General features: G+C 70.0%; 29 protein-coding genes, 1 tRNA gene and 2 riboswitches. Of the genes, 10 read left to right on the top strand and 20 right to left on the bottom strand.

Features of this window, described 5'->3' with window-relative positions:
* Positions 1 to 173 precede the first annotated feature (173 nt).
* Positions 174 to 2,387, top strand: a complete 2,214-nt coding sequence (locus OG259_RS26185) for a transglycosylase domain-containing protein (protein ID WP_328944480.1) — start codon at positions 174 to 176, stop codon at positions 2,385 to 2,387.
* Here OG259_RS26185 and OG259_RS26180 read toward each other — a convergent pair.
* The 3 genes from OG259_RS26180 to OG259_RS26170 all read right to left on the bottom strand — a co-directional run bounded on the left by OG259_RS26180 (position 2,381) and on the right by OG259_RS26170 (position 3,559).
* Positions 2,381 to 2,701: a DMT family transporter gene (locus tag OG259_RS26180; protein ID WP_073913474.1), complete on the bottom strand. Its 321-nt coding sequence runs from the start codon at positions 2,699 to 2,701 to the stop codon at positions 2,381 to 2,383. The genes OG259_RS26185 and OG259_RS26180 overlap by 7 nt on opposite strands.
* 33 nt (positions 2,702 to 2,734) lie before the next feature.
* Positions 2,735 to 2,804, bottom strand: a riboswitch (guanidine-III (ykkC-III) riboswitch).
* Between the two features lie 49 nt (positions 2,805 to 2,853).
* Positions 2,854 to 3,192: a GroES family chaperonin gene (locus OG259_RS26175; protein ID WP_015033852.1), complete on the bottom strand. Its 339-nt coding sequence runs from the start codon at positions 3,190 to 3,192 to the stop codon at positions 2,854 to 2,856.
* A 46-nt stretch (positions 3,193 to 3,238) separates the two neighbouring features.
* Positions 3,239 to 3,559 carry a DUF3618 domain-containing protein gene (locus OG259_RS26170; RefSeq protein WP_266892298.1) on the bottom strand — a complete coding sequence of 107 codons (321 nt, stop codon included), beginning with the start codon at positions 3,557 to 3,559 and terminating at the stop codon, positions 3,239 to 3,241.
* Positions 3,560 to 3,706: 147 nt separating this feature from the next.
* Between OG259_RS26170 and bcp the strand changes: the two genes are divergently transcribed.
* A complete protein-coding gene (gene bcp / locus OG259_RS26165) occupies positions 3,707 to 4,180 on the top strand; it encodes a thioredoxin-dependent thiol peroxidase (protein ID WP_328944479.1) in 474 nt (157 codons plus the stop codon).
* 96 nt (positions 4,181 to 4,276) lie between these two features.
* Here the strand turns inward: bcp and OG259_RS26160 are convergent, their stop codons facing one another.
* Entirely contained in the window at positions 4,277 to 4,465 is a 189-nt protein-coding gene (locus OG259_RS26160; protein WP_328947338.1) for a hypothetical protein, read from the bottom strand.
* Here OG259_RS26160 and OG259_RS26155 point away from each other — a divergent pair.
* From OG259_RS26155 to OG259_RS26145, 3 genes are all read left to right on the top strand, one after another.
* Positions 4,374 to 4,955 carry an HNH endonuclease signature motif containing protein gene (locus tag OG259_RS26155; protein ID WP_328947177.1) on the top strand — a complete coding sequence of 194 codons (582 nt, stop codon included), beginning with the start codon at positions 4,374 to 4,376 and terminating at the stop codon, positions 4,953 to 4,955. The two genes, OG259_RS26160 and OG259_RS26155, sit on opposite strands and share 92 nt — an antisense overlap.
* Positions 4,952 to 5,614, top strand: a complete 663-nt coding sequence (locus tag OG259_RS26150) for an HNH endonuclease (RefSeq protein WP_328944478.1) — start codon at positions 4,952 to 4,954, stop codon at positions 5,612 to 5,614. Before OG259_RS26155 ends, OG259_RS26150 begins: the two co-directional genes overlap by 4 nt.
* A gap of 12 nt (positions 5,615 to 5,626) precedes the next feature.
* Positions 5,627 to 5,699: transfer RNA gene (locus OG259_RS26145), tRNA-Leu, on the top strand.
* A 54-nt stretch (positions 5,700 to 5,753) separates the two neighbouring features.
* Here the strand turns inward: OG259_RS26145 and rdgB are convergent.
* The 4 genes from rdgB to OG259_RS26125 all read right to left on the bottom strand — a co-directional run bounded on the left by rdgB (position 5,754) and on the right by OG259_RS26125 (position 8,031).
* Complete coding sequence (gene rdgB / locus OG259_RS26140) at positions 5,754 to 6,356, bottom strand: RdgB/HAM1 family non-canonical purine NTP pyrophosphatase (RefSeq protein ID WP_328944477.1); 603 nt, start codon at positions 6,354 to 6,356, stop codon at positions 5,754 to 5,756.
* Positions 6,357 to 6,364: 8 nt separating this feature from the next.
* A complete protein-coding gene (locus OG259_RS26135; protein ID WP_328944476.1) occupies positions 6,365 to 6,772 on the bottom strand; it encodes a hypothetical protein in 408 nt (135 codons plus the stop codon).
* A gap of 65 nt (positions 6,773 to 6,837) precedes the next feature.
* On the bottom strand, positions 6,838 to 7,569 hold the full coding sequence (gene rph, locus OG259_RS26130) for a ribonuclease PH (protein ID WP_328944475.1): 732 nt from the start codon (positions 7,567 to 7,569) through the stop codon (positions 6,838 to 6,840).
* A gap of 195 nt (positions 7,570 to 7,764) precedes the next feature.
* Positions 7,765 to 8,031, bottom strand: a complete 267-nt coding sequence (locus OG259_RS26125) for a PTS glucose/sucrose transporter subunit IIB (protein WP_266892308.1) — start codon at positions 8,029 to 8,031, stop codon at positions 7,765 to 7,767.
* Between the two features lie 202 nt (positions 8,032 to 8,233).
* On the opposite strand from OG259_RS26125, the gene OG259_RS26120 reads away from it, so the two are divergent.
* Both OG259_RS26120 and OG259_RS26115 read left to right on the top strand, forming a co-directional pair.
* Positions 8,234 to 9,532: a PTS transporter subunit EIIC gene (locus OG259_RS26120; RefSeq protein ID WP_328944474.1), complete on the top strand. Its 1,299-nt coding sequence runs from the start codon at positions 8,234 to 8,236 to the stop codon at positions 9,530 to 9,532.
* 288 nt (positions 9,533 to 9,820) lie between these two features.
* Positions 9,821 to 11,086: a PTS transporter subunit EIIC gene (locus tag OG259_RS26115; protein WP_328944473.1), complete on the top strand. Its 1,266-nt coding sequence runs from the start codon at positions 9,821 to 9,823 to the stop codon at positions 11,084 to 11,086.
* Positions 11,087 to 11,159: 73 nt separating this feature from the next.
* Here OG259_RS26115 and OG259_RS26110 read toward each other — a convergent pair whose 3' ends face one another.
* The gene (locus OG259_RS26110) at positions 11,160 to 11,912 is read right to left on the bottom strand and encodes an MBL fold metallo-hydrolase (RefSeq protein ID WP_328944472.1); all 753 of its coding nucleotides are present in this window, start codon (positions 11,910 to 11,912) and stop codon (positions 11,160 to 11,162) included.
* A 203-nt stretch (positions 11,913 to 12,115) separates the two neighbouring features.
* On the opposite strand from OG259_RS26110, the gene OG259_RS26105 reads away from it, so the two are divergent.
* The gene (locus OG259_RS26105) at positions 12,116 to 12,601 is read left to right on the top strand and encodes a type II toxin-antitoxin system PemK/MazF family toxin (protein WP_328944471.1); all 486 of its coding nucleotides are present in this window, start codon (positions 12,116 to 12,118) and stop codon (positions 12,599 to 12,601) included.
* 48 nt (positions 12,602 to 12,649) lie between these two features.
* Here OG259_RS26105 and OG259_RS26100 read toward each other — a convergent pair whose 3' ends face one another.
* The 10 genes from OG259_RS26100 to clpS form a co-directional block, all read right to left on the bottom strand.
* Positions 12,650 to 13,600, bottom strand: coding sequence for a PLP-dependent cysteine synthase family protein (locus OG259_RS26100; protein ID WP_328944470.1), 951 nt, complete (start codon positions 13,598 to 13,600; stop codon positions 12,650 to 12,652).
* 5 nt (positions 13,601 to 13,605) lie between these two features.
* On the bottom strand, positions 13,606 to 13,884 hold the full coding sequence (locus OG259_RS26095; protein ID WP_266892320.1) for a MoaD/ThiS family protein: 279 nt from the start codon (positions 13,882 to 13,884) through the stop codon (positions 13,606 to 13,608).
* A gap of 92 nt (positions 13,885 to 13,976) precedes the next feature.
* The gene (locus tag OG259_RS26090) at positions 13,977 to 14,093 is read right to left on the bottom strand and encodes a putative leader peptide (RefSeq protein WP_323181497.1); all 117 of its coding nucleotides are present in this window, start codon (positions 14,091 to 14,093) and stop codon (positions 13,977 to 13,979) included.
* Between the two features lie 44 nt (positions 14,094 to 14,137).
* Positions 14,138 to 14,923, bottom strand: coding sequence for an ABC transporter ATP-binding protein (locus OG259_RS26085; RefSeq protein ID WP_328944469.1), 786 nt, complete (start codon positions 14,921 to 14,923; stop codon positions 14,138 to 14,140).
* Positions 14,920 to 16,011 (bottom strand): FecCD family ABC transporter permease, encoded by a 1,092-nt coding sequence (locus tag OG259_RS26080; protein ID WP_328944468.1) that lies wholly within the window; start codon positions 16,009 to 16,011, stop codon positions 14,920 to 14,922. The genes OG259_RS26085 and OG259_RS26080 overlap by 4 nt, the downstream gene beginning before the upstream one ends.
* A complete protein-coding gene (locus tag OG259_RS26075) occupies positions 16,008 to 16,982 on the bottom strand; it encodes an ABC transporter substrate-binding protein (protein WP_328944467.1) in 975 nt (324 codons plus the stop codon). The genes OG259_RS26080 and OG259_RS26075 overlap by 4 nt, the downstream gene beginning before the upstream one ends.
* 40 nt (positions 16,983 to 17,022) lie before the next feature.
* Positions 17,023 to 17,139, bottom strand: a riboswitch (cobalamin riboswitch).
* A gap of 60 nt (positions 17,140 to 17,199) precedes the next feature.
* A complete protein-coding gene (locus tag OG259_RS26070) occupies positions 17,200 to 17,628 on the bottom strand; it encodes a M67 family metallopeptidase (protein WP_266892328.1) in 429 nt (142 codons plus the stop codon).
* 123 nt (positions 17,629 to 17,751) lie between these two features.
* A complete protein-coding gene (locus OG259_RS26065) occupies positions 17,752 to 19,179 on the bottom strand; it encodes an amino acid permease (RefSeq protein ID WP_328944466.1) in 1,428 nt (475 codons plus the stop codon).
* Positions 19,180 to 19,525: 346 nt separating this feature from the next.
* Positions 19,526 to 20,107 (bottom strand): DUF2017 domain-containing protein, encoded by a 582-nt coding sequence (locus tag OG259_RS26060; RefSeq protein ID WP_328944465.1) that lies wholly within the window; start codon positions 20,105 to 20,107, stop codon positions 19,526 to 19,528.
* Positions 20,107 to 20,412, bottom strand: coding sequence for an ATP-dependent Clp protease adapter ClpS (gene clpS / locus OG259_RS26055; protein WP_030222252.1), 306 nt, complete (start codon positions 20,410 to 20,412; stop codon positions 20,107 to 20,109). Before clpS ends, OG259_RS26060 begins: the two co-directional genes overlap by 1 nt.
* 146 nt (positions 20,413 to 20,558) lie before the next feature.
* On the opposite strand from clpS, the gene OG259_RS26050 reads away from it, so the two are divergent.
* The gene (locus OG259_RS26050; RefSeq protein WP_328944464.1) at positions 20,559 to 21,887 is read left to right on the top strand and encodes a nicotinate phosphoribosyltransferase; all 1,329 of its coding nucleotides are present in this window, start codon (positions 20,559 to 20,561) and stop codon (positions 21,885 to 21,887) included.
* Between the two features lie 103 nt (positions 21,888 to 21,990).
* Positions 21,991 to 22,590, top strand: coding sequence for a nicotinamidase (locus OG259_RS26045; RefSeq protein ID WP_266892338.1), 600 nt, complete (start codon positions 21,991 to 21,993; stop codon positions 22,588 to 22,590).
* Positions 22,591 to 22,660: 70 nt separating this feature from the next.
* On the opposite strand, the gene OG259_RS26040 is transcribed toward OG259_RS26045, so the two are convergent.
* Positions 22,661 to 22,972, bottom strand: coding sequence for a hypothetical protein (locus OG259_RS26040; RefSeq protein WP_266892340.1), 312 nt, complete (start codon positions 22,970 to 22,972; stop codon positions 22,661 to 22,663).
* Positions 22,973 to 23,083 lie beyond the last annotated feature (111 nt).

The raw sequence follows: 23,083 nt of genomic DNA, 5'->3' as shown, positions 1-23,083 counted from the left end.
GACAAGCACAGTCCGTGACATGAGCAATCCGTGACGTGCGCGATCCGTAAAGAACTGAAAAATGCCGAAGCGCACGACCCTAGCGAGGTGGGCCCGCCACCCGCGACCGGATTTCCCGTCACCTTCGGGTCGCATTCGGGAGTTTCGTCACCTTGGGGGCAATATGAGTTGCCATGCCCCCTTCCTCCGGTACGAGCGACTCCGACGCCCCCCGGCCGGCCCGCACGCCGGGCTGGGAACCGAGGGACCCTACCCTCGGAACGCCCCCACCCCCCGCGCCCAAACGCCGCCGTCCCCGCCGCGTCCTGCGCACCCTCTTCGGACTCCTGCTCCTCGGCACCCTGCTCCTCGCCGGCGCCTTCGCCGCCGGCTACCTCCTGGTGGAGATCCCGCCCGCCAACGCCGCCGCCCTCGCCCAGTCCAACGTCTACCTCTACCGGGACGGCAGCCCCCTCGCCCGCGACGGCGAGGTCAACCGCGAGAACGTACGTCTCGACCGCGTCCCCCTCACCGTCCGGCAGGCCGTCCTCGCCGCCGAGGACCGCGACTTCCACAGCTCGCGCGCCGTCGACCCCAAGGCGATGGTCCGCGCCGCCTGGAACACCGTCACCGGCAAGGGCCGCCAGTCCGGCTCCACCATCACCCAGCAGTACGTCAAGAACTACTACCTGGGCCAGGAGCAGACCCTCACCCGCAAGGCGAAGGAGTTCTTCATCGCGATCAAGCTCGGCCGCGAGAAGAGCAAGGAGGAGATCCTCCAGGGCTACCTGAACACCAGTTACTTCGGACGCAACGCGTACGGCATCCAGGCCGCCGCCCGCGCCTACTACGGCAAGGACGTCGAGGAACTCGACACCGCCGAGGGCGCGTACCTCGCCTCCCTCCTCAAAGCCCCCAGCGCCTACGACGTCACCACCCACCCCGAGAACCGCGCCAAGGCCGTCGCCCGCTGGCACTACGTCCTCGACGGCATGGTCACCGAGCGCCGGCTCACCCCCGCCGCACGTGCCGCCGCGCGCTTCCCCACCCCCCAGACCGCCCGCCCCGCCACCGGCCTCTCCGGACAGCGCGGCTACCTCGTCCAGGCCGTCGAGGAGTACCTCACCGACCACGGCGTCGTCGACGAGAAGACCCTCGCCGGCGGCGGCTTCCGCATCACCACCACCCTCGAACCCGCCAAACAGGACGCGCTCGTCCAAGCCGTCGAAGAGCGCGTCATGACCCGCCTCGACCCGGCGGGCGCCCCCGCCGACCGGTTCGTACGGGTCGGAGCGGCGGCCGTCGACCCGGCGAACGGCAAGGTCCTCGCCATGTACGGCGGCGTCGACTACACCCAGCAGTACGTCAACAACGCCACCCGCCGCGACTACCAGGTCGGCTCCACCTTCAAACCCTTCGTCTTCACCGCCGCCGTCCAGAGGGGGGCACAGACCCAGCACGGCGAACCCATCACCCCGTACACGGTGTACGACGGGAACAACCGGCGCCCGGTCGAAGGCTGGAACGGCAACCCGTACGACCCCGCCAACGAGGACGACGAGAGCTACGGCGAGATCGCCGTCGGCACCGCCACCGACCTGTCCGTGAACGCCGTGTACGCCCAGATGGCCGTCGACGTCGGCCCCGGCCACGTACGCCGCACCGCGATCGCCCTCGGCCTGCCCCACGCCACCCCCGACCTCACCGCCTCCCCCTCCATCGCGCTCGGCCCCGCCACGGCCAGCGTCCTGGACATGGCCACGGCGTACGCGACCCTCGCCGCGCACGGCCGGCACGGCACGTACACCCTCGTCGAGAGCCTCAGCAGGGACGGCCAGGAGCTGGAAGTGCCGGCTGCCGAGGCCCGTCAGGCGGTGAGCCGGGAGGCCGCCGACACCACCACGTCCATCCTGCGGAGCGTCGTCGAGACGGGCACGGGAACGGCCGCGCAGGCCGCCGGACGCCCCGCCGCCGGCAAGACCGGCACCGCGGAGGACGACAAGGCCGCCTGGTTCGCCGGCTACACGCCGGAACTCGCCACGGTCGTCGCGATGATGGGCCAGGACCCCGAGTCGGGCCGGCAGGAGCCCCTGTACGGAGCCCTCGGACAGCCCCGGATCAACGGGGGCGGGGAGCCCGCCGAGATCTGGGCCCGGTTCACCCGGGAGGCCCTGGCGGGAACGGCGCCGCGGGACTTCGAACTCCAGGTGATGCCGGGGGCGGAGCGGCTGCCGCCGCTCCCGCCGATGCCCGACGTCCCTGCCGCCCCCGATGCCTCTGATGTCCCTGCGGCCCCTGAGGCCTCTGAGGTCTCTGAGACTCCTGAGGAGTCGTACGAACTGGGCGAGGCGGGCCCGGGAGCGGCGCCACGCAGCCCCGGGCCCGCCCCGAGTGCCGTACGTCAGTGACCGGACGTCGCCTTGAGACCCACCACGGCGACGAGCAGCAGACACACGAAGAAGATCCGGGCGGCGGTCGCCGGCTCACCGAGGACCACCATGCCGAGCACCGCCGCACCGGCCGCGCCGATGCCCACCCACACGCCGTACGCCGTACCGATGGGCAGCGTCTTGGCCGCGTGCGACAGCAGCACCATGGAAGCGATGATCCCGGCGCCGGTGAACACGCTCGGCCAGAGCCGCGTGAAGCCGTCGGTGTACTTCATCCCGATCGACCAGCCGACTTCCAGCAGACCCGCGACGACAAGAAGAACCCAGGCCATGACGACAACACCTCCGCGAGACGGAACAACAGGGGTGCGTCGTCTTGTCGGGATCCCGGTACGGCGCGTCTCGTCGGGTGTCTCCAGGCTAGCAAAAAACGGCGGTAGGCCCTGGTGACCATGGTCACCAGGGCCTACCGAGGCACATGGGGTCAGAGATACAGCCCGGTCGAATCCGTCGTCCCCTGGAACCGGTCCGCGGCCACCGCGTGCAGGTCGCGCTCCCGCATCAGGACGTACGCGACACCCCGCACCTCGACCTCGGCGCGGTCCTCGGGGTCGTACAGCACCCGGTCGCCGATCTCGACGGTACGGACGTTCTGACCGACCGCGACCACCTCGGCCCAGGCCAGGCGACGGCCGACCGCGGCAGTCGCCGGAATCAGGATGCCGCCGCCGGAGCGCCGCTCCCCCTCCGGGGAGTCGGTGCGGACCAGGACGCGGTCGTGGAGCATCCGGATGGGCAGCTTGTCGTGCGTGTTCTCGCTCACGGAGTGAACCTACCTGCCCGGTTACGGCACCCGGGGCGGCGAGGGGTCATCCCTTGCCCTTGCGGGAGGACGCGGCGAGCAGCCCGACGACCGCGACGGCGACGAGGGCCGCCGGAACCACGCGCTCCAGTCGGGGGGCGCCGTCCGCGTGGGTGAAACGTGCCTTCACATCCGAGACGACCCGGTTGACGGCGACGAAGGCGCGTCCCGCGGTCTGGTCGACCGTCGAGGCGACCTTGGCCTTCGCGTCCCCGATGATCGTCTTCGGGTGCATCCGAATGCCGATCTCGTCGAGAGTGACGGCGAGCTGCTCGCGCCGGCGGACGATGTCCGCCTCGATCTGCGCAGGGGTCCTGGCATCCGACACCGCGCTGCCTCCGTAGTCGTGATCCGGGTGGTCGTGATCCGGTCGTTGATCGGTCCTTGTGGACAGTCTGTCAGTTCTGTCGCCTTCGGGTCGTCCCAGACCCCCATTAGGCTCTGAACGCGTACGCGAACCATCCCGAGGAGAGCCATGAGCGAGCGACTGCAGCCCGGCGACACCGCCCCCGCCTTCACCCTGCCCGACGCGGACGGCAACGAGGTCTCCCTCGCGGACCACAAGGGCCGCAAGGTCATCGTCTACTTCTACCCGGCCGCGCTGACCCCCGGCTGCACGAAGCAGGCCTGCGACTTCACGGACAACCTGGACGTGCTCGCGGCGGCGGGCTACGACGTCATCGGCGTCTCCCCGGACAAGCCGGAGAAGCTGGCGAAGTTCCGCGAGAAGGAGAACCTGAAGGTCACGCTGGTCGGCGACCCGTCGAAGGAGACCCTGGAGGCGTACGGCGCCTTCGGCGAGAAGAAGCTGTACGGCAAGGTGGTGACGGGCGTGATCCGCTCGACGGTCGTCGTGGACGAGGACGGCAAGGTGGAGCACGCCTTCTACAACGTGAAGGCGACGGGCCACGTGGCCAAGATCATCAGGGACCTGGGCGTCGAGGCCTGACGTCTCCCTCCGGAACGGCCCGCACCCCCGAAAGGGCGGTGCGGGCCGTTCCGTTTTTCGTACGCGATATGACGTGACCGTCCGATATTCGGGTCGTTAGTACGTACGGGATCCGTACTGGGGAGGGGACGCGATGGGGACGAGCGCGTACACGAGGGAGCGACTGGAGGCGGCGACGCGGGGGGCGCGGACGCTGACGGAGGCGCTGGAGCGGTTGGGGGTGGATCCGAGGAGTCCGACGCGGAGGTACGTGCGGGAGCGGATGCGGAAGCTGGGGGTGGACATCTCGCACTTCGAGCGGGAGGGGACACGGTGGACGAAGGAAGTCCTGGCTGAGGCCGTGGCGGCTTCCACGAACATGTGCGAGGTGCTGCGCCGGCTGGGAGTGGAGATCGTGGGTGGCCAGCACACGCACATCAGCCGCCGCGTCAAGGCCTACGGGATCGACACATCACACTTCCGCCGTCCGTCTCGGCGCGGCAAGACCCGAGGACGCCGGACTCCCGAGGTGCTACTCGTCGAGCAGACCGGCCCGAGAACCCGGCGCATCCCGCATGAGCGGATCGCATGGGCGATGACGGAGTCCGGAGTACCCCAGCACTGTGTCCTGTGCGGCAACCAGGCCGTCTGGCTGGGCCAACCGCTCCCCCTGGAAATCGATCACATCGACGGGGACTGGCGGAACAACAGGATCGAGAACCTGCGATTTCTGTGCCCGAACTGCCACTCGACGACGGACAGTTATCGGGGGCGCGCAAAGGGGAGGACTCGATGACGACCGGCGTGCGCTACACCCGTGAGCTGCTGGCGGAGGCGGCAGCACGCTGCTCGGACCTCGGCGAGGTCATCGTCTTCCTGGGCACGCAGCCGTACGACAATCTGGGACGCCACCTGCTGAGGCGCTTCGCCCACTACCGCATCGACGTCTCGCACTTTCCCCACCGTCAGAGGCGCGGTGGGCAACCGCCGCGCCCGACAGAAGAAGACCTGCGGTACGCGGTCCAAGGGGCGACCTCTGTGGCGAGCGCCCTGCGTGCCCTGGGACTGGAGCCCAGCGGGCACATGCGCACGCTCTTCCGTCTGTGGACGGCGGAGGACGGTGTCAGTACCTCCCATTTCCTGGGTCAGGCACACCAGCGGGGACGGCCTGGGCCGACGCCGGTCAGACGAGCCGACGACATCCTCATCCGGCACCACGGAACGCGACGGACAAGAACCCATCTGCTGCGTCGCGCGCTGAGCGAGGTGGGCGTGCCCGAGAAGTGCGCACGGTGCGGCATCGGCCCTGAATGGCTCGGCAAGCCGATGACCCTTGAGGTCGACCACATCAGCGGCGACTGGAGCGACGACCGGCGCGAGAACCTGCGGCTGCTCTGTCCCAACTGCCATGCGACGACCGACACCTGGTGCCGGGGAGGACGGCGGGTAAAGTAAGGGATCGAGTACGCGCCCGTACGCCAAGGGCTGAGCGGCGATCTTTAGGTGGTCGTGTCTGTCGGTTCGAATCCGACCGGGCGTACCGTACGACGGCCCAGCGCCCTGAGTGGCGCTGGGCCGTTCGCATGCGGGTGCCTCAGCCCAGCAGTTCCTTCACCACCGGCACCAAGGCGCGGAACGCCTTGCCGCGGTGGCTGATCGCGTTCTTCTGCGACGGGGTCAGTTCGGCGCAGGTCACCTCGTGGCCGTTCGGCTGGAGGATCGGGTCGTAGCCGAAGCCGTTCGTGCCCTTCGGGGTGTGGCGCAGCACACCCTCCATGCGGCCTTCCACCACCCTCTCCGTGCCGTCGGGCAGCGCCAGCGCCGCGGCGCAGGCGAAGTGGGCGCCTCGGTGTTCGTCCGCGATGTCGGACAGTTGGGCCAGGAGGAGGTTCAGGTTGGCTCGGTCGTCGCCGTGGGCGCCCGACCAGCGGGCGGAGAAGATGCCGGGGGCGCCGTTCAGGACGTCGACGCAGAGGCCGGAGTCGTCGGCCACGGCCGGCAGGCCGGTGGCCTGGGCCAGGGCGTGGGCCTTCAGCAGGGCGTTCTCGGCGAAGGTGACGCCGGTTTCCTTGACGTCGGGGATCTCCGGGTACGCGTCCGCGCCGACGAGTTCCAGGTCGAGACCTGCGTCGGCGAGGATCGCGTGAAGTTCGGTGATCTTGCCCGGGTTGCGGGTGGCGAGGATCAGTCGGGTCATGCCACCGATTATCCCGGGGTGCAGACCTTGCCGATCTCGGTGGCCGCGTCGGTGATGGGCGTGATGTCCGGCGTGGTGTCGCCGTTCTTCACCGCGGTGCGGACGGTGTCGACGCCCTTGGTGAGGTCGTCGACCGCCTTGGAGAGGTCGGCGTTGTCCGTGGTGTTCTTGAGGTTGCCCAGTTCCGTGGAGATGGAGTCGAGGGACTCCTCGATCTGGGTGGCGTCGTTCGAGGCGTTGGAGACCGCCTGCTGAAGGTTGCTCACCGAGGTGGCTATCGCGTCGGCGGTCTTGACGCAGTCCATTGCTTTGTCGAGGGCTCCGCAGCCGCTCAGGACGGTGGTGAGTGCGGCGGCCGTGGCCACGGCGAGTGCGAGACGGCGCTTCAAGGCGGGTCCTCCCCCAGATGCGTACATGCGAACGACGGACGGGCGCACGGAGCTTATCCGTACGGGCCCGCCCGTCAGGACGCAGTGCGGGGTCAGAGGGTTCCTTCGAGGGCCTTGCGCTGGATCTCGGCGAGTTCGGCGCAGCCGCCGGACGCGAGGTCGAGGAGGGCGTTGAGCTCCTTGCGGTCGAAGGGCTCGGCCTCGGCGGTGCCCTGGACCTCGACGAAGCGGCCGTCGCCGGTGCAGACGACGTTCATGTCGGTGTCGGCGCGGACGTCCTCCTCGTAACAGAGGTCGAGGAGGGGGACGCCGTCGACGATGCCGACGGAGACGGCGCCGACGGTGCCGGTGAGGGGCTTGCGGCCGGCCTTGACGAGCTTCTTGTTCTGGGCCCAGGACACCGCGTCGGCGAGGGCGACGTACGCGCCGGTGATGGCGGCGGTGCGGGTGCCGCCGTCGGCCTGGAGGACGTCGCAGTCGAGGACGATGGTGTTCTCGCCGAGCGCCTTGTAGTCGATGACGGCGCGCAGGGAGCGGCCGATGAGGCGGGAGATCTCGTGCGTACGGCCGCCGATCTTGCCGCGGACGGATTCGCGGTCGCCGCGGGTGTTGGTGGCGCGCGGGAGCATGGAGTACTCGCCGGTGACCCAGCCTTCGCCGCTGCCCTTGCGCCAGCGCGGGACGCCTTCGGTGACGGAGGCGGTGCAGAAGACCTTGGTGTCGCCGAAGGAGATGAGGACGGAGCCCTCGGCGTGCTTGCTCCATCCGCGTTCGATGGTGACGGGGCGGAGCTGTTCGGGGGTACGGCCGTCGATACGAGACATGGGACGAGCCTAGCGGGATACGGGGAGGGGGCCGTTCCCGTGGTGGTGAGGGGCCCGTTTCCGTTGCAGTGCGGGGCCCGTTGCCGTTGTGGTCCGGGGCCCGTTGCCGTTGTCGTGCGGGGCCGTTCCTCTGGTGGCGGCATGACGAAGGGCCCGTTCCCCTGCCGGAACGGGCCCTTCAGCTGATGCGGCTGCTTACATCATGTCTTCGATGTCGGCGGCGATCGGGTCGGCGTCGGTGCCGATGACGACCTGGATCGCGGTGCCCATCTTGACGACGCCGTGGGCGCCGGCGGCCTTGAGGGCGGCCTCGTCGACCTTGGACGGGTCCACGACCTCGGTGCGCAGGCGGGTGATGCAGCCTTCGACCTCTTCGATGTTCTCGATGCCGCCGAGCCCGGCGACGATCTTCTCAGCCTTGCTGGCCATGTGTTTCTCCCTGTCCGTTCCGTTCGCGCGCACGCGAATCTCGGCGCACCTGTGGTCCGCTTTGTCACGGTAACCCACGGTTGGCCCAACTATGCGGGCAAGTGCCGCCGTTCTGCCGAATGATGACGATCACCGGCGGCCTGTCCTCAGTGGGCTCCCGGAGCCTATCGCAACTGGTCTACACCAGTGTGCAACGAGATGCGGACCCGGGTCGTTCCGGGCAGGGAGGACGCCGATGAGTACGGAAAGCGCCCCGGCGCGGCCGAAGCAGTCCGTGTGGGGCGGGCTCTTCCAGGGACTCCAGAAGATGGGGCGCAGCCTCCAGCTCCCCATCGCCGTCCTGCCGGCCGCGGGCATCATCAACCGGCTCGGGCAGCCGGACGTCTTCGGCGCGGAGGGTCTCGGCTGGGACAACGTCGCCAAGGTGATGGCGGGCGCCGGTGGCGCGCTCCTCGACGGCAACCTCGGCCTGCCCCTGCTGTTCTGCATCGGTGTCGCGATCGGCATGGCGAAGAAGTCCGACGGTTCGACCGCGCTCGCGGCGGTCGTCGGCTTCCTCGTCTACTTCAACGTGCTGCGCCAGTTCCCGAAGGACTGCCCGGCGGGGACGAAGGACATCAGCGGCGGCTGCCTCGCCGTCGACGACTCCTTCGCGGGCTACACGTACCAGAATCCGGGTGTCTTCGGCGGCATCGTCATGGGTCTGCTCACCGCGTACCTGTGGCAGCGGTACCACCGGACGAAGCTGGTCGACTGGCTGGGCTTCTTCAACGGCCGCCGCCTGGTCCCGATCATCATGACGTTCGTGGCGATCGCGTTCGCCGCGCTGTGCCTGTGGATCTGGCCGCCGATCGGTGACGCCCTGGAGAACTTCAGCGACTGGCTGGTCGGACTCGGCTCGTGGGGTTCGGGCATCTTCGGTCTGGCGAACCGGGCGCTGCTCGTCATCGGCCTGCACCAGTTCCTGAACGTGCCGATCTGGTTCCAGTTCGGCACGTACGAGAAGCCGGACGGTACGACGGTCCACGGCGACATCCCCATGTTCCTCGCGGGCGACCCGAACGCCGGCCAGTTCCTGACGGGCTTCTTCCCGATCATGATGTTCGCGCTTCCGGCGGCCGCGCTGGCGATCACCCACTGTGCCAAGCCGCACCGGCGCAAGGAGGTCGGCGGCATGATGCTGTCGGTCGCGCTGACCTCGTTCGTCACCGGCATCACCGAGCCGATCGAGTACTCGTTCCTCTTCATCGCCCCGCTGCTCTTCGCGGTCCACGCCGTCCTCACGGGTGTGTCGATGGCCGTGACCTGGGCACTCGGCGTGAAGGACGGCTTCAGCTTCTCGGCAGGTCTGATCGACTACGTGATCAACTGGGGCCTCGCGACGAAGCCGTGGCTGATCATCCCGATCGGTCTCGCGTTCGCGGTCGTCTACTACGCGATCTTCCGGTTCGCGATCACCAAGTTCAATCTCCAGACGCCCGGCCGCGAGCCGGACGAGGTCGGGGACGAGATGGAGCGGGAGAACGTCAAGTAGCGCTGCGGTCACCCTGCAGAGCCTGACCGTTTCGAGGCTTTCGCCCCTCCCGTAAGACCCGCGAAAGGCCCCTGGACCTGACGGTCCGGGGGCCTTATGTCGTGCATTTCCAGCTATGGCTGAGCACACAAAATTCGCAGGTTCCTTATCTAAGTCTCACGTGCTACAACTGGTCTACACCACTCATTGGTGTAGACCACGCGGTCCAGACCACCGCGTTCCACGAGACGTCGCCGTCCCCCCTTTCCACTGTCCTCTGGCGGCGCCTTGCCTTACTGGAGGAAGTTGATGAGTACGGCCACCGCCCAGGCCGCCGCTCCCGCGAAGAAGCGCGGATCCGGCCTGTTCCAGGGCCTGCAGAAGGTCGGTCGCAGCCTGCAGCTGCCGATCGCCGTTCTGCCGGCCGCGGGTATCTTGCTCCGTCTCGGCCAGCCCGACGTCTTCGGCGCCGACGGCCTCGGCTGGGGCAAGGTCGCCACGGTCTTCGCCTCCGCCGGAGACGCGGTCTTCGCCAACATGCCGCTGCTGTTCTGCGTCGGCATCGCGATCGGCTTCGCCAAGAAGGCCGACGGCTCCACCGCCCTCGCCGCCCTTGTCGGCTTCCTCGTCTACTCGAGCGTCCTCAAGGCGTTCCCGGTCAGCGAGGCCGTCGTCAACACGACCGCGAACAAGGGTGTCGACGTCGCCGCGACGTACAACGACCCCAAGGTCTTCGGCGGCATCATCATGGGTCTGCTCGGCGCCGTCGTCTGGCAGCGGTTCCACCGCACCAAGCTGGTCGACTGGCTCGGCTTCTTCAACGGCCGCCGTCTCGTCCCGATCCTCATGGCCTTCGTCGGCACCGTCATGGGTGTTCTCTTCGGCCTCCTCTGGGAGCCCGTCGGCAACCTGATCACCGACTTCGGCAACTGGATGACCAGCCTCGGCGCCCTCGGCTCCGGCATCTTCGGCGCCATCAACCGCGGTCTGCTCCCGGTCGGCATGCACCAGTTCGTGAACACCGTCGCCTGGCAGGAGATCGGCACCTTCACCGACTCCTCCGGTGCCGTCTGGCACGGCGACCTGCCGCGCTTCTTCCACGGTGACCCGTCCGCCGGTCAGTTCATGTCCGGCTTCTTCCCGATCATGATGTTCGCGCTCCCGGCCGTCGCCCTCGCGATCACCCACGCCGCCCGCCCCGAGCGCCGCAAGGTCGTCGGCGGCATGATGTTCTCGCTCGCCCTGACCTCCTTCGTCACGGGCATCACCGAGCCCATCGAGTTCGCGTTCATGTTCCTGGCGCCCCTGCTGTACGTGATCCACGCGGTGCTCACCGCCGCCTCGATGGTCATCACCTCGGCCCTCGGCGTGCACCACGGCTTCACCTTCTCCGCGGGTGCTCTGGACTACTTCCTGAACTGGACGTACGCCTCCAAGCCCTGGCTGATCATCCCGATCGGTCTCGTCTTCGCGGCGATCTACTACGTGGTCTTCCGCTTCGCGATCACCAAGTTCAACCTCGCCACCCCGGGCCGCGAGCCCGAGGCCGAGATCGAGGACCTCACCAAGGCGTGAGCCTCGTCCCGCAGCACGGAAGGGCCCCGGAACCGCATGGTTCCGGGGCCCTTCCCGTTGTCGGAGGAGAGTCTCAGATCTCGTAGACCGCGCCCGGCCTCGCCAGCTCGGACGGGCCCGAGTACACCTGGCGCGCGTCCGCCAGGTTCTGCTCGCCGTCCGTCCACGGCGGGATGTGGGTGAGGACGAGCCGGCCCGCCGACGAGCGGGCGGCCTCCGCCCCAGCCTCCCGGCCGTTGAGGTGGAGGGCCGGGATGTCCTCCTTGCCGTGGGTGAAGGAGGCCTCGCAGAGGAAGAGGTCGGTGCCCTCGGCGAGCTTGTGCAGCGACTCGCAGACCCCGGTGTCCCCGGAGTACGTGAGCGAGCGGCCGTTGTGCTCGACCCGGATGCCGTACGCCTCGACCGGGTGGCACACCTTCTCCGTACGGACGGAGAACGGGCCGATCTCGAAGGCCTCCGACTTCAGGGTGCGGAAGTCGAAGACCTCGCTCATCGAGGTGGGGGACGGGGTGTCCGCGTACGCCGTGGTCAGACGCTGCTCGGCGCCCTCCGGCGCGTAGACGGGGATCGCGTCGCAGCGGCCGCCCTCGTGCCGGTAGTAGCGGGCGACGAAGTACCCGCACATGTCGATGCAGTGGTCGGCGTGCAGATGGCTGAGGAAGATCGCGTCGAGGTCGTACAGACCGATGTGTCGCTGCAGCTCGCCCAGGGCGCCGTTGCCCATGTCGAGGAGCAGCCGGAAGCCGTCGGCCTCGACGAGGTAGCTCGAACAGGCCGAATCCGCGGACGGGAACGACCCGGAGCAGCCGACGACGGTGAGCTTCATGGAGCGGGAACCTCCGTGGACGGATACGGAAAGCGCGCTGAGGAAGGGGGAGGCTGTGCGGTCTGTCGAGCGTAAGGCGCTCCAGGGCCTGTCGCTCCTTCGTGGTGGCCCGTTGTGGGCGAACTCACGGGCTCTGTCACCGGTTCGGATGGATGGCGGGCCGTTGCGGCGGAGTGAGCCGCGCGCCGGTACCGTCTTGAGGTATGGACACGTCGTGGTGGCCCGCGCTGGTCGCGGTCGTGGTGATCGCGCTGGTCGTGGCGCTCGCCGACGGGTGGCGGCGGTCGTCGCGGCGCTCGTCGGGACGCCCGTCGGGACGGACCCGGCCGCCGACCCGGCCGCCCGGTCGGCCCACCGGGCCGCGGAAGGCTCCGTCGCGGTTGCCGCACGCCGCCGAGATCTGGTGGGCGGACGTGCCCTTCGAGGACGGTCCCGGTTCGAAGGACCGGCCCTGCCTGGTGCTGTCCGTACGGGGGAAGAGCGCGCTCGTCGCCAAGATCACCAGCAAGTACCACGACGAGCGGCCGGGTGTGATCGCGCTGCCGCCGGGTGCGGTGGGCGACGCGCAGGGGCGGCCGAGCTTTCTGGAGACGGACGAGCTGCGCGAGGTGCCGGTCTCGGATTTCCGGCGGAAAGCGGGGATGGCGGACCCGGTCGTCTGGGACCAGGTCCGCCATCTCGCGCGCTAGCGTGCCGCGGGGCCGGGTGGTGCGGGTTCGGGCAGCGGGGGTGAGGGCCTACGCCCAGAGCTGGCCCTGGACCGTCGCGATGGCCTCTTCCGTGGTGGCCGCCGTGTAGAGGCCGGTCGAGAGGTACTTCCAGCCGCCGTCGGCGACGACGAAGGCGATGTCCGCGCTCTCGCCCGCCTTCACCGCCTTGTTGCCGACGCCGATGGCCGCGTGCAGGGCCGCGCCGGTGGAGACGCCCGCGAAGATGCCCTCCTGCTGGAGGAGTTCGCGGGTGCGGGTGACCGCGTCGGCGGAGCCGACGGAGAAGCGGGTGGTGAGGACGGAGGCGTCGTACAGCTCCGGGACGAAGCCCTCGTCGAGGTTCCGGAGGCCGTAGACGAGGTCGTCGTAGCGCGGCTCGGCGGCGACGATCTTGACGTCGGGCTTGTGCTCGCGCAGGTAGCGGCCGACGCCCATCAGGGTGCCGGTGGTGCCGAGGCCGGCCACGAAGTGGGTGATGGACGGGAGGTCGGCGAGGATCTCGGGGCCCGTGGTGGCGTAGTGGGCGCCCGCGTTGTCGGGGTTGCCGTACTGGTAGAGCATCACCCAGGACGGGTTCTCGGCGGCGAGTTCCTTGGCGACGCGTACCGCCGTGTTCGATCCGCCCGCCGCGGGGGACGAGATGATCTCCGCGCCCCACATGGCGAGCAGCTGACGGCGCTCCTCGCTGGTGTTCTCGGGCATGACGCAGACGATGCGGTAGCCCTTGAGCTTGGCGGCCATGGCGAGGGAGATGCCGGTGTTGCCGCTGGTCGGCTCCAGGATGGTGCAGCCGGGGGTGAGGCGGCCGTCCTTCTCCGCCTGCTCGACCATGTGGAGCGCGGGGCGGTCCTTGACCGAGCCGGTCGGGTTGCGGTCCTCCAGCTTCGCCCAGATGCGGACGTCGTCCGAGGGCGAGAGCCGGGGGAGGCGGACGAGCGGCGTGTTGCCGACCGCCGCCAGCGAGGAGTCGTAGCGCATGTGGATCAGACCATGCCACCGGCGACGGCCGGCAGGATCGTGACGTTGTCGCCGTCGGTGAGCTTGGTGTCGATTCCGTCGAGGAAGCGGACGTCCTCGTCGTTGAGGTAGACGTTGACGAAGCGGCGGAGCTTGCCGTCGTCGACGATGCGGGCCTCGATGCCGGTGTGGCGGGACTCCAGGTCGGCGAAGAGCTCGGCGAGGGTGCCACCGCTGCCCTCGACGGCCTTCTGGCCGTCGGTGTAGGTGCGGAGGATGGTCGGGATGCGGACCTCGATGGCCATGGCGTGGGCTCCTGTCGGAAGTGGCGTGATGGGCGCGCTGCTGGGGCCCCCGCGCGGAGGGGGGTCGTACGTAAGTGCGCTCGGCCGGTCGCTCAGAGCACAGCGCGGGACGGACAGATCGCGCTGGCGAGGCGGCACAGGTCGACGTGCAGGCGCGCCACGAGCAGCACTGTGCCCGGAGTCTCTTCGCTCACGTCGTGGGAAACCATGGGCTCATCGTATCGATTCCCGGTCCGGGTTTCGGAATGTGATCTCACATGGTGGATGGTTCCTGACCGCCTGCCGGACGGTGCTGGTAGAGGACGGTCGGGCTGCCGGTCCTCGGATGCGGGATGACCTCGGCGTCCACCCCGTAGACCGCCTCCAGGAGGGCGGGGGTGAGGACCTCGCCGGGGGTGCCGCCGGTGACGAGCCTTCCTCGCTCCAGGACGTAGATCCGGTCGCAGTACGCCCCCGCCAGGTTGAGGTCGTGGAGGGCGAGCAGGTTGGTGGTGCCCAGGGTGCGGACGAGGGAGAGGACGTCGAGCTGGTGGCGGATGTCCAGGTGGTTGGTGGGTTCGTCGAGGACGAGCAGGGCCGGGTCCTGGACGAGGGCGCGGGCGACGAGGGCGCGTTGGCGTTCGCCGCCGGAGAGGGTGGGGTACGGGCGGTCGGCGAGGTCCGCGAGGCCGACGCGGGCGAGGGCGGCCCCGGCGCGCTCCCGGTCGGCGCCGGTGTCGCCCTCCCAGAACCGTTTGTGCGGGGAGCGCCCGAGGGCGACGAGTTCGCCGACGGTGAGTTCGAACTCGACGGCGCTGTCCTGGGGGACGGTGGCGACGCGGCGGGCGCGGGCCTTGGGGCCGAGGGTGTGGAGGTCGTCGCCGTCGAGGAGAGCCTGTCCGGCGGTGGGGGCGAGGGTGCCGTAGACGCAGCGCAGGAGGGTGGTCTTGCCGCTGCCGTTGGGGCCGATGAGGCCGACGGTCTCGCCGGGGCGGACGGTGAGGTCGACGGAGCGGAGCCTGTTCTCGTACGAGAGGCCCCGCAGGCGCAGTTCGGTCACAGGGCCGCTCCTTCCGAGCCCGGGCGGCGGCGCATCAGCCAGAGGAGGAACGGGCCGCCGGTGAGCGCGGTGAGGACGCCGACGGGAATGTCCTGGGGTGCGGCGACGGTCCGGGCGCCGAGGTCGGCGAGGACCAGGGCGAGCGCTCCGCCGAGCGCGGCGACGGGGAGGAGCCGGCGGTGCGGGGCGCCGACGGCGAGCCGGGCGGCGTGCGGGGCCATCAGGCCGACGAAGCCGACGGCTCCGCTGGCGGCGACCATGACGGCGGTGACGAGGGAGGCCAGGACGAAGACGGCGGCGCGGAAGCGGGCGGTGTCGAGGCCGAGGACGGTGGCCTGCTCCTCGCCGACGAGGAGCAGGTCGAGCGGGCGGGCGAGGGTGAGGAGGACGCCGACGCCGAGGGCCAGGACGGCGGCGGGCAGGGCCAGGGTGTCCCAGCGGGCGCTGCCGAGGCCGCCGAGGGACCAGTACATGGCCTCCTGGAACTGTTCGGGGCGTCCTGCGACGACCAGGAGCAGGGTGGCGAGCGCGGACAGGATGTAGGAGACGGCGACCCCGGCGAGCACGAGCCGGGTGCTGGTCAGGGTGCCGCCGCGGCGCGCGAGCCCGTAGACGAGGACGAGGGAGAGCAGGGCGCCCACGAAGGCCCCGGCGGGCAGGGCGAGGGTGGTGGTCACTCCTCCGACCAGGCCGGCTCCGCCGCCCACGACCAGGACGAGGACGGCTCCGGCGGAGGCGCCGGAGGAGATCCCGAGGAGGAAGGGGTCGGCGAGCCGGTTGCGGACGAGGGCCTGGAGGACGGCGCCGACGACGGCGAGTCCTGCGCCGACGACCGCGCCGAGCAGGACGCGGGGCAGCCGTACGTCGAGGACGATCGTCCGGTACGGGGAGGGCCCGGCCCGCCCGGTGAGGGCGTCGAGGACCTGGCCGGGCGGGATGCGGACGGAGCCGAGGGCGAGCGAGGCGGTCGCGGCGGCGGCGAGGGCGAGGATCAGTCCGGCGACGACCAGGACGTACCGGAGGGGGCGTGCGGGGGCCGGGGCCCGGACGGGGGTCCGGGTCCCGGTCTCGCGGAGGGCCACGCTCATCGGGTCGGGTGGAGCTGGGCGGCCAGCTTGTCGACGGCGGCGGGGACGCGGACGCCGAGGACGGTGTCGGAGAGCGGCATGACGGCGAACCGGCGGTTCTTGATCGCGGGGACGTCCTTCAGCGCCGGGTCGTCGAGGAGCCGCTTCTTCTTCTGTTCGACGGTGGTGGAGCCGTAGTCGTAGATGACGACGACCTCGGGCTTGCGGGCGACGACCTGTTCCCAGGTGGCGTCGCCGAAGGACTTGTCGAGGTCGGCGAAGACGTTGCGGCCGCCGGCGCGGGTGATGAGCTCGTTGCCGATGCCCTTCCCGCCGGCGGTGAAGGCGGTCTTGTCGCCGCTGTCGTAGACGAAGACGGAGACGGGTGCGGCGTCCTTGAGGCGCTTCTCGGCGGCGGCGACGGTCCCGCGCGCCTCGCGGATCCAGGTCTCGGCCCGGTCGGCGACGCCGAACGTCCGGCCGGTCTCGCGGACTTCGCGGTAGAGGTCGTCGACGGAGGCCGAACCGGACGGGCAGTACTCGGTGTTGAGTCGGGTGTCGATGCCCGCGCGCTTCAGGTCGTCGCGGCTGCGGCCGTCCTTCTCGGCGAAGGCGGAGGAGTATCCGCCGTACACGAAGTCGGGGTTCGCGGCGAGCAGGGCCTCCTTGGAGGGGTACTCCTTCGCGAGGACGGGGACGGAGTCGTACGCCTTCTTGTACGCGGGGAGGATCGCGTCGTCGAGGTAGGCGGTGCCGACGAGGGACTTCTCCAGGCCGAGGGCGAGCATGACCTCGGTGACGTGCTGGTTCATGGTGACCGCGCGCTGTGGCGGGGCCTGGTACGTCGTCTTCACACCGCAGTTGGAGACGGTGTACGGGAATCCCGGTGCGGGCTTCGCGGCGGGGGCCGGCTTCTCGGGGGCCGTGGAGCAGGCGGCGAGGAGCGGGAGCAGGGCGGCGGCGGGCAGCAGGGTACGGCGGGGCCAGGTCATGGCGGAGTGCCTCCTCCGGGGATTTCCACGTCCCCGATCGGTGGTGAAGAGGCGGCAGGTCAGTTCCTGGCTCCCAGCTCCCGGAGGCGCTGGTCACAGTGGCGGGACCGTGCCGGATTCGCACCGGCTTCCTGGGTCCTGCCGCCCGGGGGTGTCTTGTCGGTCGGGGCGAGCCCGGCCTGACCGACGAGACGCTCCCTTGGTCCCGGCCAGTGTCTCAGGCGTCGTACTCCTCGACGACCTTGACCTCTTCCTCCGTCACGACGCCCTCGACGATGGTGAAGGAGCGGAACTGGAAGGGGCCCGCGCCGTCGCTGTCGGCGGTGGAGACCAGGACGTAGTGGGCCTGGGGCTCGTTCGCGTACGAGATGTCCGTGCGGGACGGGTAGGCCTCGGTCGCGGTGTGCGAGTGGTAGACGATGACGGGCTCTTCGTCCCGGTCGTCCATCTCCCGGTAGAGCTTGAGCAGGTCCGCGGAGTCGAACTCGTAGAACGTGGGCGAGCGGGCGGCGTTGAGCATCGGGATGAAGCGCTCGGGGCGCCCGGTGCCGGCCGGACCCGCGACCACGCCGCAGGCCTCGTCGGGGTGGTCCGCGCGGGAGTGCTCCACGATCTGGTCGTACAGGGCCCGGGTGATGGTCAGCATGCCGACAGGATAAGCGGACGGGCCGTCCCGTACCGGGGAGTGGTACGGAACGGCCCGAATGCCGAGACGATCGAGGTCAGGGCCGCTTGGGGACGACCTGCGGCGACCGCTCGCGGGGACCTGTCAGGACCGCTTGGCGAAGGCGGCGCCCTCGGGGTTGCGGGACTTCAGGACCAGGTAGGAGACGCCGAGGATCAGACCCCAGACCGGGGCGGCGTACAGCGAGACCCGTGCGCCCTCGTCGATGCCCATCATCACGATGACCATGATGATGAAGGCGAGCGCGAACCAGCTGGTGTACGGGGCGCCCGGGGCCTTGAAGGTGGACTCGGGGAGCTCGCCGCGGTTGGCCTTGGCCCGGTAGCGGATCTGGCAGACCAGGATCATGATCCAGGCCCACATGCCGGAGATGGTGGCGAAGGAGACGACGTACTCGAAGGCCTTGCCCGGGGCGACGTAGTTGATCCAGACGCCGACGAGCATCAGCGAGGCCGAGAAGGTCAGGCCGAGGAGCGGGGTGCCGCTCTTGGTGAGCTTGGTGAAGACCTTCGGGCCCTGGCCGTTGAGCGCGAGGTCGCGCAGCATGCGGCCGGTGGAGTACATGCCCGAGTTGCAGGAGGACAGGGCGGCCGTCAGCACCACGAAGTTGACGATGGCGGCGCCGACGCCGAGGCCCATCTTCTCGAAGGCGGCGACGAACGGGGAGACGCCCGGCTTGAACTCGGTCCACGGGACGACCGACAGGATCATGATCAGCGCGCCGACGTAGAAGACGGCGATGCGCCACGGCACGGTGTTGATGGCCTTGGGCAGGACGGTCTTCGGGTCCTTGGACTCGCCGGCGGTGACGCCGACCAGCTCGACGGCGAGGAAGGCGAACATGACGATCTGCAGGGTCATCAGCGTGTTGCCGATGCCGGTGGGGAAGAAGCCGCCCTGGTCCCACAGGTGGGTCACGGAGGCGGTGTCGCCGGCGTCGGAGAAGCCGATGGTGAGGATGCCGGCGCAGATCAGGATCATGCCGATGATGGCGGTGACCTTGACCATGGAGAACCAGAACTCCAGCTCACCGAAGAGCTTCACGGAGATCAGGTTGGCGCCGTAGAGGACGAACGTGAAGACCAGCGCGGAGATCCACTGCGGGATGTCCCACCAGTACGTCATATAGGTGGCCGCGGCGGTGACTTCGGTGATGCCGGTGACGACCCAGAAGAGCCAGTACGTCCAGCCGGTCACGAAGCCCCAGAACGGGCCGACGAACTCCCGTGCGTACTCCGCGAAGGAGCCGGACACGGGGCGGTACATGAGGAGCTCGCCCAGGGCGCGCATGATGAAGAAGATGACCAGGCCCGCGATGGCGTACGCGAGGATCAGGCTGGGTCCCGCCTTGGCGATGGCCTTGCCGGCGCCGAGGAAGAGGCCGGTGCCGATGGCGCCGCCGATCGCGATCATCTGGATCTGCCGGGCGCCGAGGCCACGCTGGTAGCCCTCGCCGCCGTCCACGGCCCCGTCGGTGCCGTCGTGCTGCTTGTCGACCTGCACAGAGGTCATGGTGGTGCGCCTTTCTCCATGCTGATCCGCGCGACTGCGAGTGCGTCTGCCGCGGATCAGATCCTGATCCCCCCGGATGTGGATGGAGTGCTACCGGCGATCAGCCGGTCAAAGCGCCCTCGGGAACAGGGGTGGCGTCCCCGAGCGGTCGTGAAGATTTATCACGGGGTGGGACGTGATCGAGGGAGTTGCGTGTGGCGCACGTCACGAAAATCGCCAGGCGAACGGGGCGCAAGACGGCAAAGCGGACGCTCTGATAACGCATTCGTTATCCGGATTTGAGCGTCCGCTGAGCGAACATCCCGCGAAGAAGGGGTGCCGCGGAGGGTGTCCCTGGCGAGCCGGGTTACGACATCAGGGTCTCGACGAGGGACTCCTGGAGCGCCCCCAGCCAGAGGTACGCCATCACCATCGGCTTGCGCGGGTCGGAGTCCGGCAGCCGGTACAGCTGCTCGCCCTCCTCGTCCGTGACCTCCAGACGGGTCCCGATCGTCAGGCGCAGGTCGTTGAGCGCGCCGAGCCAGGCCCGGGACTCGTCCGGGGTCAGCTTCAGGACCGCACCGCCCTCGCCCGCCGCGTCGGCGGAGAGCGCGTCCAGGGCGCGCACCACGACGAGAGCGTCCTCGCGCTTGCGGGCCCGCAGGTCGTTCTCGGTGTAGCGGCGGAAGTCGGAGGCGGCGGCGCGCAGCTCCTCGCTGTCGTCCCCGTACGCGTCGGGGAAGAGGCGCTTGAGGGCGGGGTCGGACGGCGGCTTGCTCGGGCCCTCGGCGAAGAGCGCGGCCAGCGGGTCGGCGTCCTTGGCGGGCTCCTCGCCCGGTCCGATCAGCTCCATGAGCTGGACGGCGAGGGAGCGGAGGATGGAGATCTCGACGTCGTCGAGGGCGACGGCGGCGCCGCCGCCGGGCAGGTTCTCGAAGCGGCCGGCCATCAGCCGCGGTCCTGGGTGAGGGTCGCCCAGAGGCCGTAGCCGTGCATGGCCTGCACGTCGCGCTCCATCTCCTCACGGGTTCCGCTGGAGACCACCGCGCGGCCCTTGTGGTGCACGTCGAGCATCAGTTTGTGCGCCTTGTCCTTGGAGTAGCCGAAGTACGCCTGGAAGACGTAGGTCACGTAGCTCATCAGGTTGACCGGATCGTTGTGCACGAGGGTCACCCAGGGCACGTCCGGTTCGACGACCGCGGAGACCTCCTCGGCCGATTCCGTACGTTCGATCTCAATAGGCGCGACGCTCACTCACCCCATGCTGCCACCCCGGGGCCCCCGTCGCACAAACGGGTCACCCCCCTGCCCATGGACGGACCACCCGCTCGGCCCACGATCGGGCGCGCACCTCCACCCCTATTCGTCACTTTGACGATTTCTGCGCTAGCATCGCTGACATGAACGCTGCGGACCTTGGGCTGCCGGTGGACGTGCCGTCGACCGCGCTCTTCACCGATCAGTACGAACTGACCATGCTCCAGGCGGCCCTCCGGGGCGGCACCGCCGACCGTCGCTCGGTCTTCGAGGTCTTCACCCGGCGGCTGCCCGAGGGCAGGCGCTACGGCGTCCTCGCGGGCGTCGGCCGGGTCCTGGACGCCGTCGAGAACTTCCGGTTCGACCCCGCCGTCCTGGGCTTCCTGCGCGAGCGCGGCATCGTCGACGAGCCGACCCTCGAATGGCTGGCCCGCTACCGCTTCTCCGGCGACATCTGGGGCTACCCCGAGGGCGAGGTGTACTTCCCCGGCTCGCCCGTGCTGCGCGTCGAGGGCTCCTTCGCCGAGTGCGTGCTCCTGGAGACGGTGATCCTCTCCATCCTCAACCACGACTCGGCCATCGCCGCCGCGGCCTCCCGCATGTCGGCCGCGGCCGGCGGGCGCCGCCTGATCGAGATGGGCGCCCGGCGCACCCACGAGCTGGCGGCCGTCGCCGCCAGCCGCGCCGCCTACGTCGGCGGCTTCGACTCCACCTCGGACCTCGCGGCCGGCTTCCGTTACGGCATCCCGACCGTCGGCACCTCCGCCCACGCCTTCACCCTCCTCCACGACAGCGAGCGGGACGCCTTCCAGGCCCAGGTCGAGAGCCTCGGACGGGGTACGACCCTGCTCGTCGACACCTACGACGTGGCCGAGGCCGTCCGTACCGCCGTCGAGGTCGCGGGGCCCGAGCTGGGGGCCGTCCGGATCGACTCCGGCGACCTGCTGCTCGTCGCCCACCGGGTACGGCAGCAGCTCGACGAGCTGGGCGCGCGGGACACGAAGATCGTCGTCACCTCGGACCTCGACGAGTACGCCATCGCCTCCCTCGCGGCGGCCCCGGTCGACGCGTACGGGGTGGGCACGCAGCTGGTCACCGGCAGCGGTCACCCGACCTGCTCCATGGTCTACAAGCTGGTCGCACGGGCCTCCTCCGCCGACCTCAGGGCGCCGCTCACCCCGGTCGCCAAGAAGTCGCTCGGCGGAAAGGCCTCGGTCGGCGGGCGCAAGTGGGCGGCGCGCCGGCCCGACGCGTACGGGGTCGCCGAGGCGGAGGTCCTGGGCACCGGCCCGGTCCCGCCGGAGCTCGCCGACCACCAGCTCCTGGTCGAGCTGGTCAAGGGTGGTGACGTGGTGGCCCGGGAGCCCCTGGAGGCTGCGAGGGCCCGGCACATCGCGGCCCGCGCGGGGCTGCCGATGTCGGCGATCCAGCTCTCCCGCGGCGAGCCGGTGCTGCCGACGGAGTACCTGTAGGGCCCCGTGGGGCCCATGGAGACCGGACCCGCCCCCTCCCGGTGGGCGGGCTGAGTCTCTAGGCTCGATCCCACCCCTCCCCGACGCGCTAAGGACACCCGCCATGCACCGCGCATTGATCGTTGTGGACGTTCAGAACGACTTCTGCGAGGGCGGCAGCCTCGCGGTGACCGGCGGCGCGGACGTCGCCGCCGCCATCACCGACCTGGTCGGCCAGACGGCGGGCACCTCCTACCGGCACGTGGTCGCCACCCGCGACCACCATGTCGACCCGGGGGCGCACTTCGCGCCGGCCGGCGAGGAGCCCGACTACGTCAGCTCCTGGCCGGTGCACTGCGTGGCCGGTACCGAGGGGGTCGGCTTCCACCCGAACTTCGCACCGGCCGTCGCCAGCGGGGCGATCGACGCGGTCTTCGACAAGGGCGCGTACGACGCGGCGTACAGCGGCTTCGAGGGGCGCGACGAGAACGGGCGGACGCTCGCGGAGTGGCTGCGGGAGCGGAACGTCACCGAGGTCGACGTGGTGGGCATCGCCACCGACCACTGCGTCCGGGCGACGGCCCTGGACGCGGCCCGTGAGGGCTTCCGGACCCATGTGCTGCTCGAACTGACGGCCGGCGTCGCGAAGGAGACGACGGACCGGGCCCTGGAGGAACTGCGGACGGCGGGCGTGGAGCTGACCGGCAAGCCCGTGGTGGCCTGAGCGTCCCGGCGAGGCCCGGTCGCCCGAGCGTCCCGGCAAGCCCGTGGTCGCCTGAGCGCCTCCGTGCGGATCAGGCCGCCGGTTCCTTGGGGAGGGACCGTACGGGGTGCCAGAGCTCCTGGGCGGCGCCCGGGGCGGATCTCCACAGCAGGCCGTCCGGGTGGTGCAGGACGGCCGTGATCTCGTCCGGGGTGGGCGGCTCGCTGTTCCCGCGGAGGTAGACCGCCCGCAGCCCGAGGTTCCGCAGCCGGGTCAGGGCGCGGGCACGGTTCGCGGCGTGGACCAGGAAGCGGACGCTGGCGCCGTCGCGGGCCGGGCTGGGCAGCCCTATGGCGACGACCACGCTGCCTCCCGGCAACTTGCAGAACCCTCCGTTGGGCATGCGGAACCACTCCCCCGTGGATCGACTGTCAATAAGAACATCGGTCTGAACTGTCAGACGCACCTAAACACGATCGGCCGCCGCCCGCTAGAGGGCGACGGCCGATCATGA

The sequence above is a fragment of the Streptomyces sp. NBC_00250 genome (assembly GCF_036192275.1).
Lineage (GTDB): Bacteria > Actinomycetota > Actinomycetes > Streptomycetales > Streptomycetaceae > Streptomyces.
Note: the sequence above shows the minus strand (reverse complement) of the source record. Positions and strands in the feature narration are given on the sequence as shown.

What these genes read in the sequence shown, in the direction of transcription:
- OG259_RS26185 (WP_328944480.1), top strand. Translation starts at nt 174, where the DNA reads ATGCCCCCTTCCTCCGGTACGAGCGACTCCGACGCCCCCCGGCCGGCC.
- OG259_RS26180 (WP_073913474.1), bottom strand. Translation starts at nt 2,701, where the DNA reads ATGGCCTGGGTTCTTCTTGTCGTCGCGGGTCTGCTGGAAGTCGGCTGG.
- bcp (WP_328944479.1), top strand. Translation starts at nt 3,707, where the DNA reads ATGAGCGAGCGACTGCAGCCCGGCGACACCGCCCCCGCCTTCACCCTG.
- OG259_RS26160 (WP_328947338.1), bottom strand. Translation starts at nt 4,465, where the DNA reads ATGTCCACCCCCAGCTTCCGCATCCGCTCCCGCACGTACCTCCGCGTC.
- OG259_RS26150 (WP_328944478.1), top strand. Translation starts at nt 4,952, where the DNA reads ATGACGACCGGCGTGCGCTACACCCGTGAGCTGCTGGCGGAGGCGGCA.
- rdgB (WP_328944477.1), bottom strand. Translation starts at nt 6,356, where the DNA reads ATGACCCGACTGATCCTCGCCACCCGCAACCCGGGCAAGATCACCGAA.
- OG259_RS26135 (WP_328944476.1), bottom strand. Translation starts at nt 6,772, where the DNA reads ATGTACGCATCTGGGGGAGGACCCGCCTTGAAGCGCCGTCTCGCACTC.
- rph (WP_328944475.1), bottom strand. Translation starts at nt 7,569, where the DNA reads ATGTCTCGTATCGACGGCCGTACCCCCGAACAGCTCCGCCCCGTCACC.
- OG259_RS26120 (WP_328944474.1), top strand. Translation starts at nt 8,234, where the DNA reads ATGAGTACGGAAAGCGCCCCGGCGCGGCCGAAGCAGTCCGTGTGGGGC.
- OG259_RS26115 (WP_328944473.1), top strand. Translation starts at nt 9,821, where the DNA reads ATGAGTACGGCCACCGCCCAGGCCGCCGCTCCCGCGAAGAAGCGCGGA.
- OG259_RS26110 (WP_328944472.1), bottom strand. Translation starts at nt 11,912, where the DNA reads ATGAAGCTCACCGTCGTCGGCTGCTCCGGGTCGTTCCCGTCCGCGGAT.
- OG259_RS26105 (WP_328944471.1), top strand. Translation starts at nt 12,116, where the DNA reads ATGGACACGTCGTGGTGGCCCGCGCTGGTCGCGGTCGTGGTGATCGCG.
- OG259_RS26100 (WP_328944470.1), bottom strand. Translation starts at nt 13,600, where the DNA reads ATGCGCTACGACTCCTCGCTGGCGGCGGTCGGCAACACGCCGCTCGTC.
- OG259_RS26095 (WP_266892320.1), bottom strand. Translation starts at nt 13,884, where the DNA reads ATGGCCATCGAGGTCCGCATCCCGACCATCCTCCGCACCTACACCGAC.
- OG259_RS26090 (WP_323181497.1), bottom strand. Translation starts at nt 14,093, where the DNA reads ATGGTTTCCCACGACGTGAGCGAAGAGACTCCGGGCACAGTGCTGCTC.
- OG259_RS26080 (WP_328944468.1), bottom strand. Translation starts at nt 16,011, where the DNA reads ATGAGCGTGGCCCTCCGCGAGACCGGGACCCGGACCCCCGTCCGGGCC.
- OG259_RS26075 (WP_328944467.1), bottom strand. Translation starts at nt 16,982, where the DNA reads ATGACCTGGCCCCGCCGTACCCTGCTGCCCGCCGCCGCCCTGCTCCCG.
- OG259_RS26070 (WP_266892328.1), bottom strand. Translation starts at nt 17,628, where the DNA reads ATGCTGACCATCACCCGGGCCCTGTACGACCAGATCGTGGAGCACTCC.
- OG259_RS26065 (WP_328944466.1), bottom strand. Translation starts at nt 19,179, where the DNA reads ATGACCTCTGTGCAGGTCGACAAGCAGCACGACGGCACCGACGGGGCC.
- OG259_RS26060 (WP_328944465.1), bottom strand. Translation starts at nt 20,107, where the DNA reads ATGGCCGGCCGCTTCGAGAACCTGCCCGGCGGCGGCGCCGCCGTCGCC.
- OG259_RS26050 (WP_328944464.1), top strand. Translation starts at nt 20,559, where the DNA reads ATGAACGCTGCGGACCTTGGGCTGCCGGTGGACGTGCCGTCGACCGCG.
- OG259_RS26045 (WP_266892338.1), top strand. Translation starts at nt 21,991, where the DNA reads ATGCACCGCGCATTGATCGTTGTGGACGTTCAGAACGACTTCTGCGAG.
- OG259_RS26040 (WP_266892340.1), bottom strand. Translation starts at nt 22,972, where the DNA reads ATGCCCAACGGAGGGTTCTGCAAGTTGCCGGGAGGCAGCGTGGTCGTC.